At 43.3% G+C, this 15,426-nt stretch carries 14 protein-coding genes; 11 read left to right on the top strand and 3 right to left on the bottom strand.

The features are described 5' to 3' along the window. Window positions 1-61: 61 nt before the first annotated feature. The 7 genes from HGG78_RS12460 (at window position 62) to HGG78_RS12430 (ending at window position 8,550) form a co-directional block, all read left to right on the top strand. Complete coding sequence (locus HGG78_RS12460; RefSeq protein WP_172533060.1) at window positions 62-1,048, top strand: carbohydrate ABC transporter permease; 987 nt, start codon at window positions 62-64, stop codon at window positions 1,046-1,048. A gap of 4 nt (window positions 1,049-1,052) precedes the next feature. After that, entirely contained in the window at window positions 1,053-1,919 is an 867-nt protein-coding gene (locus HGG78_RS12455) for a carbohydrate ABC transporter permease (protein ID WP_053311691.1), read from the top strand. Window positions 1,920-1,997: 78 nt separating this feature from the next. Then, window positions 1,998-3,092 (top strand): ABC transporter ATP-binding protein, encoded by a 1,095-nt coding sequence (locus HGG78_RS12450; RefSeq protein WP_053311692.1) that lies wholly within the window; start codon window positions 1,998-2,000, stop codon window positions 3,090-3,092. 14 nt (window positions 3,093-3,106) lie between these two features. Further along, on the top strand, window positions 3,107-5,692 hold the full coding sequence (locus HGG78_RS12445; protein ID WP_216835572.1) for a glycoside hydrolase family 3 protein: 2,586 nt from the start codon (window positions 3,107-3,109) through the stop codon (window positions 5,690-5,692). A gap of 56 nt (window positions 5,693-5,748) precedes the next feature. Then, on the top strand, window positions 5,749-6,765 hold the full coding sequence (locus HGG78_RS12440; protein WP_172533070.1) for a substrate-binding domain-containing protein: 1,017 nt from the start codon (window positions 5,749-5,751) through the stop codon (window positions 6,763-6,765). 119 nt (window positions 6,766-6,884) lie between these two features. Continuing rightward, window positions 6,885-7,961 (top strand): threonine aldolase family protein, encoded by a 1,077-nt coding sequence (locus tag HGG78_RS12435; protein ID WP_168786370.1) that lies wholly within the window; start codon window positions 6,885-6,887, stop codon window positions 7,959-7,961. A gap of 37 nt (window positions 7,962-7,998) precedes the next feature. After that, the gene (locus HGG78_RS12430; RefSeq protein ID WP_053311696.1) at window positions 7,999-8,550 is read left to right on the top strand and encodes a hypothetical protein; all 552 of its coding nucleotides are present in this window, start codon (window positions 7,999-8,001) and stop codon (window positions 8,548-8,550) included. Here the strand turns inward: HGG78_RS12430 and HGG78_RS12425 are convergent. Beyond that, on the bottom strand, window positions 8,547-9,059 hold the full coding sequence (locus tag HGG78_RS12425; protein WP_338326138.1) for an RNA methyltransferase: 513 nt from the start codon (window positions 9,057-9,059) through the stop codon (window positions 8,547-8,549). The two genes, HGG78_RS12430 and HGG78_RS12425, sit on opposite strands and share 4 nt — an antisense overlap. A gap of 352 nt (window positions 9,060-9,411) precedes the next feature. On the opposite strand from HGG78_RS12425, the gene HGG78_RS12420 reads away from it, so the two are divergent. Together HGG78_RS12420 and HGG78_RS12415 are read left to right on the top strand one after the other, a co-directional pair. Beyond that, the gene (locus tag HGG78_RS12420) at window positions 9,412-10,746 is read left to right on the top strand and encodes a sphingomyelin phosphodiesterase (protein ID WP_172533058.1); all 1,335 of its coding nucleotides are present in this window, start codon (window positions 9,412-9,414) and stop codon (window positions 10,744-10,746) included. Continuing rightward, window positions 10,747-11,718: a hypothetical protein gene (locus tag HGG78_RS12415; RefSeq protein ID WP_053311698.1), complete on the top strand. Its 972-nt coding sequence runs from the start codon at window positions 10,747-10,749 to the stop codon at window positions 11,716-11,718. It abuts the gene before it with no gap. Between the two features lie 33 nt (window positions 11,719-11,751). Here the strand turns inward: HGG78_RS12415 and HGG78_RS12410 are convergent, their stop codons facing one another. After that, complete coding sequence (locus HGG78_RS12410) at window positions 11,752-12,534, bottom strand: AraC family transcriptional regulator (protein WP_172533057.1); 783 nt, start codon at window positions 12,532-12,534, stop codon at window positions 11,752-11,754. 98 nt (window positions 12,535-12,632) lie between these two features. Between HGG78_RS12410 and HGG78_RS12405 the strand changes: the two genes are divergently transcribed. Together HGG78_RS12405 and HGG78_RS12400 are read left to right on the top strand one after the other, a co-directional pair. Then, the gene (locus HGG78_RS12405) at window positions 12,633-13,763 is read left to right on the top strand and encodes a multidrug effflux MFS transporter (RefSeq protein ID WP_172533056.1); all 1,131 of its coding nucleotides are present in this window, start codon (window positions 12,633-12,635) and stop codon (window positions 13,761-13,763) included. A gap of 71 nt (window positions 13,764-13,834) precedes the next feature. Then, the gene (locus HGG78_RS12400; protein WP_053311701.1) at window positions 13,835-14,356 is read left to right on the top strand and encodes a DUF2058 domain-containing protein; all 522 of its coding nucleotides are present in this window, start codon (window positions 13,835-13,837) and stop codon (window positions 14,354-14,356) included. A gap of 89 nt (window positions 14,357-14,445) precedes the next feature. Here the strand turns inward: HGG78_RS12400 and HGG78_RS12395 are convergent, their stop codons facing one another. Then, window positions 14,446-15,339: a hypothetical protein gene (locus HGG78_RS12395; protein ID WP_172533055.1), complete on the bottom strand. Its 894-nt coding sequence runs from the start codon at window positions 15,337-15,339 to the stop codon at window positions 14,446-14,448. Window positions 15,340-15,426: the final 87 nt, after the last annotated feature.

Genomic DNA, 15,426 nt, shown 5'->3' with positions numbered 1-15,426 from the left:
GGTTCATCAAAGCAAGTTAATAGAGACATGATTTCATGTCTCTAGGTAAGAGGTCGTTACTATGAATCAAGCTACGAGCAACGCCATGGAAACATCATCTGCGCACAGTTTTTTTTCTCGCCTGAGTTTGAAAGCGCTTACACCGTATGGATTCCTATTGCCGTTTTTGATTATTTTTTCTGTTTTTGGAGTGTTTCCACTTCTATTTTCGGTGTATTTGTCTTTTCATGAATGGAACCCTGTCGAGGGGGTTGCTGCCATGAGTTACGTTGGGTTTGAGAACTATGAAATTGCATTAACCGACCCCTGGTTATGGCGCTCACTAAGCAATACATTATGGCTTGCGATCACCTCAGGTGTAGCGCAGCATTTAGTGGCTATTCCTGTGGCGTATATTTTGGTGTCATTAGGTGATCGTCTGCGTCACTGGTTAACGTCAGCCTATTTCTTACCGTTCATTACCTCAACGGTGGCGGCTTCACTCATTTTCTTCAATATGTATTCGCCGAATTCTGGCATCATCAACCAAAGCTTGATGGCACTAGCCGATAGCTCGCTACTTGGTTGGGCCTTTTCATGGGTCAATGACTATCAACCTATTCGCTGGTTAGATGATGCAACCATGATAAAACCTTCTATTGCTATCATGGTGTTCTGGAAATATACCGGTTTCAACATCGTACTTTACACTACCGGTTTGATGACAATTCCTAAAGATATCTTAGAAGCGGCACGTATGGATGGTGCCAACGCCTTCCGCCGTTTCTGGAACATCTCCCTGCCTATGATTCGCCCATTTGTATTCTTTGCCGTCACCATGACCATTATCGGTAACTTACAGCTGTTTGAAGAACCGTTTGTATTAACCCGTGGTACGGGTGGTGTGGGTCAAGCTGGTTTAACGATTTCAATGTATCTCTACAAAGTGGGTTGGGAATGGTTAGAAATGGGTACAGCTTCAGCGATTTCATGGTTGTTATTTGCATTGATTGCTATGTGTACCGCTGTTCAATTTTTCTTCTTTGGTAAGAAAGGGTTAGGGGAGTAATACCATGTCGATTCACGCTTTAAAACCAAGCGATCGCAGTATCGAAATTATCACCAAAATTGCGATGGCTATGCTGGCCGTGGTGTTGATTGTGTCAGCGTTAATTACGGTCTTCCCATTTCTATGGTCGGCACTGCTTTCTACCCGCGACCGTACCGAAATTTTTGGTTCGGGTATTAGTTTTGCTATTGGGGATAGCTTAGCGATCAATTATGCGAAGCTTTTGGAGATCATGCCATTTTGGCAGGCGATGTTTAACTCTATCTACATTGCATTTTTAGGAACCACCATCTCATTGCTATTTTGTAGCATGGGAGGATACGCGTTCGCGGTATTCAAATTCAAAGGTAAAAACGCCCTGTTCGGTATGTTGGTGGCTTCAATGATGATCCCACCAGTATTGAGCTTGATCCCTTACTTTATGATCGTCAAATTCTTGGGTTTGATGGATAACCACATGGCGGTTTGGCTTCCGTTTACGACCACTCCGTTTGGGATTTTCTTAATGCGTCAACACGTGATGGCATCCATTCCTAAAGAGTTGTTGGAAGCGGCAAAACTTGATGGCGCGGGAGAGTTTCGTACTTACTGGAGTGTGGTTTTACCCTTGATGAAACCAGCACTTGCCACTTTGGCTATCGTGCAATTTGTTTTCTTTTGGAACAGTTTTATGAACCCGTTAGTGGTACTGACGTCGCCAGAAAATTACGTCATTACTCAAGCACTACGTAGTGTGCAAGGTATTCCGAATACGCCATGGGGCGCTGTAATGCTCGGCACCACCATTTCCATATTGCCACTGGTGACCATTTATCTGTTTGCTTCCAAACAGATGATCAGCGGTCTGACATCCGGCGCAGTAAAAGGTTAATCGGCTTTTAATAGACAATTTAATTGCGTGTGCTGGAGCAGTCTCGCTGAACGAGCAGCACACGAAGGAGAACAAATCATGGCAAAAGTAGAATTTAAGAATATTAAGAAATCATTTGGCAATGTGGATGTTGTGAAGCACTTTGATTTTACGGTTAAGGATGGCGAATTTGTGGTGTTTCTTGGTCCATCTGGTTGTGGCAAATCGACCACACTACGTATGTTGGCGGGTTTAGAGTCGATCACATCGGGTGATATTTACGTTGGCGACAAGCTGATGAATAAAATAGATGCCAAAGACCGTGACCTGGCAATGGTGTTTCAAAGTTACGCGCTATACCCGCACATGAGCGTATATGAGAATATTGCGTTCGCGCTGAAGCTAAAAGGCATGTCAAAAGCAGATATTGATACTGAAGTGCGTAAAGCGGCAAAAATGTTGGAATTAGATCCACTACTTGATCGTAAGCCAAAAGAGCTCTCTGGTGGGCAGCGTCAGCGTGTGGCGATGGGGCGTGCCATGGTCCGCACACCGAAAGTCTTCCTGTTTGACGAGCCGCTTTCTAACCTTGATGCGAAATTACGTGGGGTGATGCGTGAGGAGATCAAACAATTGCACCGCGAACTCAAAACCACCACGATTTATGTTACCCATGACCAAATTGAAGCGATGACATTAGCTGATCGTATCGTCATTCTTAAAGATGGCTATGTCGCGCAAGTTGGTACACCGACCGAAGTATTTCAACGCCCTGCGAATAAATTTGTTGCGCAGTTTATCGGCAACCCTTCAATGAACATGTTGGATGCGCAATTAGTTCAACAAGATGGCGAGTGGTTGATCAAACTTGGTGAAACGCTGATCCCGTTGCCAGAGCGTTTCAAAGCGCATGCATCAAAAAACCTTGCACTGCATTTTGGCGTTCGTCCAACTGATATTCATCTACGAGCCGAGCAAGTGAATCACGATCGCGTGTTGCCAATTCCGGTCAAAATTAAAGATAAAGAGCTACTGGGTGCGAGCATTTTGCTAAAAACACAAATTGCAGACCAACCTTTGATGGTTGAAACTCAGGCGGCGGAACTGGATGTGAGTGATGTTACGCTTTACCTCGATTTGGATGCAATTCACCTCTTTGATGCCTTGAGTGAAAACTCATTGGCTAGTTTTTAATAGAGGTAAAGGCGATGACAACAATCAGCAAAGCTCCTTATTTTGATACTTGGCCAAAAATTGAATCGGCGATTAAAAGCAACCCTGCCATCGAGCAAGAAGTCGCAAGAATTGTCAGTTTAATGACCCTGGAAGAAAAAATCGGCCAAATGATTCAGCCAGAAATTCGCGATATCACTGCTCAAGAGATCATTCAATACAAAATAGGCACGGTATTGAATGGCGGTGGCTCATGGCCGAATAATAACAAACATGCACCTGCTAGTGAGTGGGTTGCTAAAGCCGATGAATATTGGTTTGCTGCGCAAAAAGCGTTTGCAGGACGTCCATTCAATATTCCCTTTATGTGGGGAACGGATGCGGTTCACGGTCATAATAACGTGTATGGTGCCACTGTATTTCCGCATAATATCGGCCTTGGTTGCGCGCGCGATACCGCTCTTATTCGTAAAATCGGTCGTATTACCGCGATAGAAATTGCAGCAACGGGCATCGATTGGACGTTCGCTCCAACGGTTGCAACGCCACGTGATTTACGTTGGGGCCGCGTATATGAAGGGTATTCGGAAGACCCTGAAGTTACCTATGCTTACGCCAGTGAAATGGTGGTCGGTTTACAAGGTGATGCAGTTGATCTGCAAGGTGAGCATCATGTGATCTCGAATGTGAAACATTGGGTTGGTGACGGCGGCACAATCAACGGTGTTGACCGTGGGACTAATATCTACAGTGAAGATTTATTGTGTAATATTCACGCTATGGGCTACTTCAGTGGCTTAAATGCGGGCGCGCAAGTGGTGATGTCTTCTTTTAATACTTGGGACAATGCGGCGAACTACGACCACTCACCGCAAACACAAAGTGATTACAATTTTAAGATCCACGGCAGTAAGTACTTACTGACAGACGTTCTTAAAGACAAAATGGGCTTTGATGGATTGGTAGTGACCGACTGGCATGGTCATTCTGAAATCAGCAAATGCACCGACGGCAATGCGACTTACGCGATCAACGCGGGCAATGATATTTTGATGATTCCGATCCGCGAACACTGGCAGTCGGTTTATCATCAAGCGGTAAGCGATGCTAAAAGCGGTGTGATTAGCATAAGCCGCATTGATGATGCTGTTACTCGCATTTTGCGGGTAAAAATGCGTGCTGGATTATGGCATAAACCTCATCCCTCTGCGCGTGCTTTAGCTGGAAATCAATCACTCATTGGCAGTGCAGAACATCGCGCTATTGCGCGTCAAGCAGTACGTCAATCTATGGTGCTTTTGAAAAATAAGGGATCTATTTTGCCACTAAAACGTGGTCGCAAAATATTCCTGACGGGCAGTGGTGCTAATGACTTACAAAAACAGTCTGGTGGATGGAATTTAACTTGGCAGGGTGATGAAAACTGCTTAGCGGATTTTCCTGGTGCAACCACGGTGAAAATGGCGTTAGAGGCGGAATTGGGTCAGCAAAATGTATGCTACGATCCAGAACTGACCAGTGAATACCAAGCCGGAGATATCGCGTTGGTGGTGTTTGGTGAGGACCCCTATTCTGAAATGATGGGTGACATTAAAGCGTGGCAATCGTTAGAGTTTTCGACATTAAAACGCAGCTACCGCGCTGACAGTGAAAAAATTAAAGCGCTGTATCAACGTGGTGTGAAAGTCGTCTCGATATTCTTTAGTGGTCGCCCGCTGTTTGTTAATGAAGAAATTGCCTTGTCTGAAGCGTTTGTCGCTGCGTTTCTACCCGGTAGTGAAGGGCGGGGTATTACTGATGTATTGATAGCGAATGCTGACGGTGAAGCGAACTATGATTTTACCGGTACGTTATCGTTCAGTTGGCCAAATAAAAAGCGCAGTGCGTGCGTAAACCGTATTCCTCGACATATTCCCAATTATGTAGTGCCAGAGTGCGAACAGTCGCCATTGGGAGAACACGCTCCGTTATTTGGATATGGTTATGGGCTTGACTACAGTGACAAAAAGCAGACTCGCGATCTGGATAACCTTGATCTGGATATCGACCCAACCGAAGCTAAAACGCGAGCAACGCATGCCGAGCATCTCTATGGCATCATGGCAACCATTGGTGATTATCAGCTTAAGGTTTCAGATGCCGATCATTGGATGGGTACCGATGTTTCGCGCAATAATGTAATGAAACTCAGCACATTAAACACCAGACCATACAACTACCAACAGCAACAAGATGCGGTTGAGATAGACATGATGGGCGGTGGATCTATGGTCTACGCGCAAACTGGATTAGGGCATGCCGAAGATTTCAGCCATTATGATAATGAGCAAGGCGTGATCAGTTTTGAAATTAAGGTGCTGAACGCGGCGAGTGAGCCTATGTATCTGGCTGTGCAACGTTCGGCTGTTCCAGGGCGTATGGGTGACATTGACAATCTGCTAAAAGTGGATGTCAGTGAATATTTCACAGTCGAAAGTGAAACCTTTGTCCATGTCCGTATTCCATGTACGCATTTTTCACAACAAGGGCTAAGTTTTAGCCATCTCGACACGCCCTTCTCATTATTCACACATGGAGAGTGTAAGTTCGTGCTCGCCAACATCTGTTGGGATACGCTATAGATAGAACTATTAATTCCTTCTCGTTGACGAGAAGGAATTACCCTTTAGAGCTTATTATCATGACCAAATCTAAAAAAGCACCGACCGTTTATGATGTTGCTAAACTTGCCAGTGTGTCTGCCAGCTCCGTTTCTCGTTATTTAAATCGCACCACTTATGTATCAGACGAGAAAAGTCAGAATATTGAGCAGGCGATAAAGGCGCTGGGGTATAAACCCAATTACTCCATTCAGCGACATAAAAATAAACGTTCGATGACCATCGGTGTTTTAGTGCAGCATGCAGAAAGCCCCCATACCAGCCGTATTTTGAACGATATGGAAAAAGTGTTGATGGCGAAGGGTTACTCAATGTTGATAGCAACGGGACAGTGGCAAAAAAAATTAGAAGTTCATGCAATTGAATACCTCACTCGAAGCCATGTTGATGGCATGATCATTGTCACTGGCAGTTTGAAAAGTGAGCAAATACTAAAATATTCAGAATCCATTCCTATTATTGCGGTTGGGCACCATATTGTTGGTAATAACGTTCGCTGTATCAATGTCGACAATGTGCTCGGTGGCTATATAGCAACGTTGCACTTATTGCAGCAAGGGCACGTCAATATTGCGCATATTAAAGGGTTGTCGAATCAACCTGACTCGACCGCTCGCTTCGACGGGTATAAAAAAGCACTGCGAGAAGCGGGTATTAAACCGATGCCCAAGCTGGTTAAGCAAGGTGATTTTAGTTCAGAAACTGGCTATGAAAAAACCGCTGAATTACTGCAATCGAAAATACATTTTTCCGCCATTTTTGCCGCCAACGATCAAACGGCTTATGGAGCCATTAAAGCCTTGACTGATCACGGTTTGAGAGTGCCTGAAGATGTTTCGGTGATAGGATTTGACGATTTACCGGTATCGCAATACTTTACCCCAGCACTAACGACGTTACGTCAACCTATAGAGGAAATCGGCGCTGTGTGCGCGCATTCCATACTTAACTTACTCAGTGGGGAAAAGCATGATGCGCGGCTGCCCCCGATTGATTTAATTGTTCGAGAATCAACAAAGTCTATCTATCGATAATGAAAAATTTTTATCGGTAAAATACTCCGCAATGGGACTGGTTGCGGTGTAGGTTGCGTTCACTATCGTCGATGTTATTGTGGTTAACCATATTTATATCAAAAGAATAAGGAAATAAGATGGCCCAAGAATTACGTCAACAGTGTCACACTTTCATTGCTGGCAACCGAGAGCCCAGCCCAGCAGAGCTGTTTGCAAATATGTCGACTTGGTGCTTGGAAAATGACATTGAGCATGATGTGTATGGTGAAGGCCTATTGATTCAGCAGTTCGAGCAACAACTTGCCCAATTATTGGGTTTTGAAGCGGGGCTGTTTGTTATCTCCGGTACCATGACTCAGCCCACTGTGTTGCAGTTAGTGTGCGACCAGAAAAATAATTCTCTTGTTGCTATGCATGAGTCTAGTCATATCTTTCGTCATGAAAGACAGGGTTACCAACTGCAAAATCGTTTTAATATTTTGACGATTGGCGACATGTTTCGTCCATGGACCTTAAAAGATCTTAAACAGTGGCCAGATGATATTGCCGCTGTGCTATACGAGTTGCCAATGCGTGAAATTGGTGGACAATTACCGACTTGGCAGCAATTACAGGAAATCAAAGAGTACTGCCACGAGCAGAAAATACATTTGCATATGGATGGCGCGCGTTTGTGGGAAGCCGCTGCTTATTACCAAAAGTCTTACCAAGAAATAGCGCAAGGCTTTGATTCTGTCTATGTCTCTTTATATAAAGGCATCAATGGGTTAGGTGGCTCTATGCTGCTAGGAAATAAACCATTGCTTGATTGCGCCAGTATGTGGATGAAACGCCAAGGTGGTAATGTTTATCATCGCACCCCGTATATTGTTTCTGCAGCAATGCAGTTTGAACGGCGAATAGCAGCTATGCCGCAGTTGTTTGAGCGAACCCAACAAGTTTATCAAATCTTAAGCCGCTACCCTCAATTTGTGCTTAATCCCACGCAACCGCAAGCCAATATGTTCCATATTTATCTACCGGTTAGTTATGAAAACGCAGTCGCGATGCGTGATAAACTGGCGAGCGAACAAGGTGTATGGATTGGCAACCCACAAATCACCGCGTTGCCACAGCAAAGTATGATTGAGTGGTATGTTGGTGACCATCTACTGAATATGCCAGATGAAAAATTGACCGAGATTTTAGATTGGCTGAGCAATCATATGAGGTAGAATAGCACCAATTTGGTTTTCAGTAATAAGACGCTGTATGAACAAGCTGCTAGCGGTGATGGTGACATTGGTATTTACGAGTGCCGCTTATATTGGGTACTCAGCATATCGTGATCTCCATTATTTGAATATGGACATCGATTGGAGTTGGTATCACTTTAGCCCCGCAGGTTTTGGTGCACAAATTGCTCGTACGCATGACACCAACCAATTGCTTTTACGTCGAGTAGATATCAGCCAAAAAGTCGCCGTGTTTGCTCATACGACGATCGATAACAAATTTGAAGTCGTGGTTATTCGTGAGCAAGAATGCCAGCCAAATGCATCACAACCCGCCCACTTAACCGAGAAAAATGGGCCGACTCACTCTATCGCATTTGTGTGCAGTGGCGATGGCAAAACGCAACTGTATAGGCAGGTATGGAAAAAACCGCCGACATTCACCTTAACGGTTGATAACTTTGAACTGCATGCTGATATCGCCAGTTGGGATACGGCAATGCTAATAAAAGACCAATTTATGCAACTTAACCCCCACTATTTCGATAAACAAAACAATGGGGTTCGTCACGAATGGGCGAGAGATTAATCGCGTTGAAATTTCAAGCGGTTCTTCACATCTCTGCTCTTAATGATACGTTCGCTATGGTCAATATCGAGATTGGCTTTGGCTAATCGGTCATAAAGCAATACGTTAACGCTTGCGGCTAAATTCATGCAACCGATCGTCGGCACATAAACCACATCACTGGCTTTGTTGACGATGGCTTGCGAAATAGAGCCATCTTCTGGGCCGAAGACATAAATAGCTTTATCTGGATGAATAAATTCAGGTAAGGGCGTTGCTCCTTCGGCCAGCTCGACACACACGATTTTCATGTCACTGGGTAAATCTAGCGTGATGTCTTCCATTGCCGTGAGCGGTAATCTGTTTTTGACATTTTTAGTATCGGTTTGAAACTTCACCGCGCGATCATAGCGTTCGCCGCTATAACGTACCGCGCAGGCTTGGTAACACCCTGCTGCTCGCATTACTCCACCCACATTGGTCGGGCTTTTCGGGTTACATAAACCAATGATCACAGACATCTCACTCACCACAAACTGATCCCTTAAATATTTTGGATGGGCAGTATACCGAGAAAATGAGAATTGATAAGGGAGAAACTCGTTTTGTTGATTAAAGATGATGAACACAGAAGGTTAGCCATATCGATATCAGGTGAGCTTCCCTATTTTTCCCCGATTCATTGCTCACTCCAATCGCATTTTAAAATTAATCAGTCCTTCTTCATCAAATAATGGCGGTGTAGCTGTAATTAGTGACATATCATTATTTTCGAATTTTTAGGTGATATCCATCTAATTACATAAAATATCGTATTAATTCAATGAATGTTTAACATGCTGATGGTTACATTTGTATTTTAATCAAACAAAGGATGGTCGCATGAAAATAATAAATCGTACGCTGTTGTTGGTTGGGTTAGTTCTTGTCTCTCAAGTTTCTTTTGCGGATACGGATGTCTATTTAACCAATAACTCTGATATGCCAATGTCAATTCATGTCAAACATACAGGGACAGACAAATTACAGCTTGGTCGCGAATGGCAACAGCACATTGAAACTCTTGCACCGTGGGAAACGAAAATGGTGCTCAGTTTTAACCGCTGGAAAGGGGTTCGCTCTGGAAAAACCTATCAATTTGAGACCAAGGTAACTCTACCACAAGGTCAAGTCTTTTCATTACAGCAGAAGGTCAAAGGCCATTGGTATAACTCGTCAATGGAATATGGTGTGCAAGCACAAGACGTTTCGTTGCACTGGCAAGATGACCGCAATATTCATCGTTACCAAACGGAGGAATTGACTACCCAGTCAGCTGAGCTTGCCTTTAAATCAGCGCGTACAGCAAGATATGATGATATTTACTACACCATAACGCCGACTAAAATTGATGAAAAACCTGATGCAGATGCTAATGCACTCAAAGTGATGACTTACAACGTATGGGCGTTACCCGTTGTTGCATCGCACATCTCTGACCGTTTTTCCGTTATTCCTGAGTATGTCAAAGGGTATGATGCGATAATGTTACAAGAGGTCTTTGCCTCAGGGCGAGACGCATTTTTACGTGACCTTGCGAAAGAGTATCCATACCAAACTAAAATGCTGAATAAACCCGGTGTGAATATTTATGACGGTGGTGTGACCATCGTCAGCCGTTACCCGATCGTCAATCAAGGGCAATATGCGTTTCCAGATTGCTCAGGAACCGATTGCTTTGCCGACAAAGGTGTTAACTATGCTGAGATCATAAAAAATGGTAAGGCTTATCACTTATTTGCCACTCATACTGCCGCTTTTGATACGGATACTGCTCGTCATTATCGTCAGCGTCAATTTAAGCAGATGCGAAGTTTTGCCCAATCTCTTGCTATTCCGCCTAGCGATACGGTTATTTATGGTGGTGACTTCAATGTCAACAAACGAAAATTTGCAGATGACTACCAAAGTATGCTGACTAATCTTGCGGTTACCGAGCCAAGCTATGCAGGGTACACTGAATCAACCTTTGATCCTCGCATTAATGATTTTGCAGGCAAGCCATCATCAGGTGATGGTAATGTGGAATATCTCGATTATGTTGTTGTTAGTAAAGAATTTGCCCAACCGAGTGAGCAGAACCTCAATACAGTCTTAGTGCCAAGAACGACAGATAAACGTTTGTGGCAGCACTATAACTTGTCGGATCACTTCCCTGTGCAAGCGGAGATTCGTTAAATGCGTCATGCATGGTTATTGACTTGCGTTGCCCTAGTGGGTAGCGCAAGTTACTGGTGGATAAAGCCGGAGCATTCTGTGGTTGTGCCAGTTCGAGCAGTGGTTTCTCAAGTGCAGTTAAGTGAAACCAAAGCGTCTTTGACGAAGGCTCTATCCTCACAAAACCAAGATGAAGCATTACTATTGTCCAAAGGTGGCAATGACGCTTCTGACCCTGTGAGTCAGCTAGAGGAATACCTGAAAACCGCGCAGGGAAGGGTGCTGAGGCAGAATATAGAGCAGTTTTGGCAACGATGTCGTCATCAGCAAAACTGCGAGTTGCAATTGAATCAACTTCAGGGAAATTTATCGCCAGAACGGTTTGAATTAGTTGCAACCTATTGGCAAAAACAAACGCAACGTGATGCTCTTTTTGGCGAGGGCTTTATGAGTCAAAATAAAGAGTTAGGTGAAAAAATTGCTAATGTGAAAGCGATTGATCAACAAGTGTGGGGACAACAAGCTGACATTCTGTTTGCCGATCAATACGCCTATTACGACTTAGCTCAACTGCAAGATGAAAGCGTAGGGTATTCTTCTGTTGAAGAAGCATCACAGCATATCACTCAGCGACTGACGCAGTATGAAAATCAGTGGGATAGTTTCTCACTTTCCACTAACAATGCTCGTTATGAACAAGCGCTGCGACTGATCCCTGAGCATTTTTCGTTAGAGCAACGTGGGGAGCTGCAACAGCGCCTTGCCGAGTTTTATTTAAATGAACAAGAAAGAGGTGAAATCGTACAACGTCAAGTTGAAGAAAAGGTGCAGGCGCAGCAGATAGAAAGCTACCAGCAAGCTTTGGTGCAGTTAAATGACACATTGTCAGAACAAAGAAAAACGCAATTTTCCTCTCTTACAGCAGAGCAATGGTCGCAGCATGTCGCTCAGAAGCGCTATGAATTCAGACAAAGCTTTTTTGCTAATCGCTAAATATTGCCAATAGCGAAACGGTGATCAATAAGGTTAGCAACAAGTACTGGCAGTTAAGTATTTTAGCGGAGTGCGGCCGGTTTGTTTTTTGAAAAAGGCAATAAACGCGCTATCGCTAGAAAACTCCAATTGGTGGGCGACATCATTAACTTGAAGGCCTTGAGCAAGTAGCTCAATGGCTTTCAACAGTCGCCATTGCTGACGCCAGTCTTGATATGGCATGCCGGTATCTTTAAGGAAAATTCGTGTAATGGTTTTACTGCTGGCACCGATATGTTGGCTGAGTTCATTCAAACTTGGCGCAACGCTCTCACCTTTAACAAAAATGTTTAGCCAGCGGCTTAACCTGCTGTCAAGTGGCGTTGGCAGCGATAAATGCTCTTCTTGTGCCGCTGCTAACTCTTCAAAAAATAGAGCACATGTGTTTTTCATTTCACCGCTCGGTTTATCCCATGGCCACATTGACATGCGCTCAATCAGTGCTTGCAACAGTGGTGTGACGGCAATGATTTTTACTCTGTCGCTCAGTCGTGGAGTTTTTAATTCATCAAAATAGAGTGACCGATACTCGACCACATTATTCATTTTTGCACAATGCGTCACACCTGAAGGGATCCACGCGGCGCGTGTGGGAGGCAACACACAAAGCTGTCCATCCAGCACAATGTTCATACACCCTATTGGAGCATAAAGTAATTGCGCCTTTTGGTGTTTATGCATACCAGAATCGTGTTTACCAATGCGTGCTGCGATACCAACCACATCCGTCGCTAAGGAGTCGGCATCGAAATGAGTCGACTCATTAATCAGTGCCATGTCTGAATCCTACTGTTTTTTGTCTTAGTTATGTTATTGGGACTATAACAAAGCTGCGTAAACTCTGCCCAACTTTGATTAAAACGAGAAAAACAAAAATGAAAACGTCGCCTTCCATTGGCCTGATGGTCATTCTAATGATGTTCCCGCAGATTGTTGAAACAATCTATAGCCCTGCGCTGCCTGATATTGCTCGTGGCTTTAGTGTGCCGATTGCAGTCGCCAGCCAAACCTTATCCGTCTACTTTACTGCTTTTGCGCTAGGGGTTGTGACTTGGGGAATCGTATCGGATCATCTTGGTCGTCGAACAACCATGATGTTAGGTATTGCGATTTATGCTCTGGCAGCTTTTGGCGCGATGCAAACGCAACAATTTGAGTACCTAATGGTACTGCGCGCCATCAGTGCTTTTGGCATCGCAGTTGGTTCAGTGGTGACACAAACTATGCTGCGTGACTGTTTCGAAGGGGCATCACTGGCAAAAGTCTTCTCCTATATGGGTATTGGGTTATCGATTAGTCCAGTTTTGGGTATGGCTGCTGGTGGTTTATTAGCTGAGTGGGGTGGCTACCAAGCCGTTTTTATGGTGCTTAGTATGTTGGCTGTTATTTTATGGTTAACGTGTTTAGTGGCTTTAGCTGAAACTCAACCAAAGAATACTCGCAAACCCAAAGTTTTAGCATTAGTAACAGTCATGTTTTTTGATACTAAGATTTGGCGTAATGCGCTGCTGGTTGCTGGTTTTAATATCCTCTTGTTCTCATACTATCTGCAGGGGCCTTTTCTGTTTGAAAAGTTAGGCTTTGGGCCACAAATATTTGGTTACAGTGGTGCGATATTAGCGTTAGGGACATTATTAGGTAGCCTACTCAATAAGAAACTACTTGATATGGATGCCTCTCAACCAATATTGCTACAAATAGCGGCAAGCATGTCATTGTGTGGGGCGATAGGTGTTTGCCTGCTGGACGACAGCCTTCTGTTTTTATTGCCTATGATGTTGATCGTAATGGGGTTTGGTATTGGTATTCCTAATATACTTAGCCAAGCTTTAAAGAACTACAAAGCGCAAGTAGGTTCGGCTGGTGCGTGGTTTGGTCTGTTGTATTACCTTCTTATCGGTTTAGGCTTGGCGCTGGTAGGTGCTGCTCAGCATCTAGGAGCAACACTGGTGGTTTGCGCATTGTTTGTCGTTATTATCAGTTGGACTATGAAGCCACAGACTTAGATACATCGACTGCTTTATTCGCAACGCATGAAACGTTAAACTGACGGGTAAATAATTGACTTGGATTGATCATGGCAACTTTATCTCTACAAGAGCAAATGCTAAAAGCGGGTTTGGTAAACGCCAAAAAACTCAGTAAGGCAAAAAAGAGCTCTAAAAAATCTCGCGTGCAAGCACGTGAAGTGAAAGCAGCGGTTGAAGCGAAAAAAATTGAACAGCAACAGCGCGACAAAGTGCTCAACAAACAGCAGAAAGAACAGCTATTGAGCAAAGAAATTCAAGCACAAGTAAAACAGCTGATTGAAATGAACAAGTTGGATCTTAAAAATGGTGAGATCAAATACAACTTTGTTGATGGTAAGTTGGTTAAGTCACTGTATGTTGACTCATTAGTTCGTGACCAACTAAGTAAAGGCATTCTGGCTATTGCACGCTATGAAGAGAGTTACGCAGTTATTCCTGGAGTGGTGGCAGACAAAATCTTTATGCGAGATGAAGACAGTATCATCGAAAATAAAACCGCGGATGAATCCCTTCCTGAAGAAGATGACCCATATGCTGATTTCGTCGTTCCTGATGATTTGATGTGGTAAACCATTGGTGTACGTGTATACCACTTCAAGTGGTTTGGGTATAAGTAAAAAACGCTACACGTACACCATTTATCTCCTGCTTAATACAACTACAGTACTGCGTTTTCAATAGGCTTACGAATCTTTACGTTATAGTGATTCCCGCTATGATGAACTAAGTTATTGGTATCGAATTGAGTATTTAAACACGTAAAGATGGCGTCTGAAAAAACATTAAACTCGTTAAAATCGTTTTCATTGGCTGATTGATCAAATAACAGAGCTAGGGCTGTTCCTGAATACCATTTTGCCAGATTATTATTTAATAAAGTGATGACTTCTTCATCACTCTTAGAGTGTATTAGCGATGGTCTGATTGAGGTTGAACTAGACAACGCTGTTTTTAGCGCGGTTTCTAGCTCAGTATTAAGAGAGCCTTTGATTAAGCCTTCTATCTCCTGAACATCAGTTTTTTGCGCATTGGCGTAATCCGGACACTGAGTTTTATCAACAAGAATGGCTCTAAAAAAACAGAGTCCATCATTAGCAACCTGAATTTCAATCATTGATGGTTCAGTTTTCGAACCGATAGAGCTATTATTCTCGGCCACACTATCCGGTTTCTGACATCTAATTCTAACAGGTTGTATGTTTCTTTTTAAATTAGGATGTGATGTCGTTAGCTTGACCAATTTTGACTGATATTCATCCTGCTTATCCAGTTCTGTATATAGTTGTTGTAATAATTGTTTAATTTCTGGATTTAATTCCGATTTTAGTTTTTTTTCTATATAAAGGTCAGGATCTAATTTTTCCTCTTTTGCTTTGGTAAGTATTTTATTTATAATTTTGTTGGCATTGATTTCAGATTTTTCCTGAACAGTTTTTATATGCCGTATCTTTTTTGGTAAATGATTTTTACCGCCAGCTGGAGGTCTGAGATGGTCATTGCCTATAGTTGGATTGATACTATTGCTTATTGAAGAAATAGCAGATGGACACATAAATATCACCCATGATCAATATTAATCTTATTATTTTCGTTTAAAGTCGAAAGGTATGTCACTAGAATTTATATGAAATATTGTTAC

The organism is Vibrio aestuarianus, assembly GCF_012395185.1.
GTDB lineage: Bacteria > Pseudomonadota > Gammaproteobacteria > Enterobacterales > Vibrionaceae > Vibrio > Vibrio aestuarianus.
This window is presented reverse-complemented; position numbering and strand designations above follow the sequence as displayed.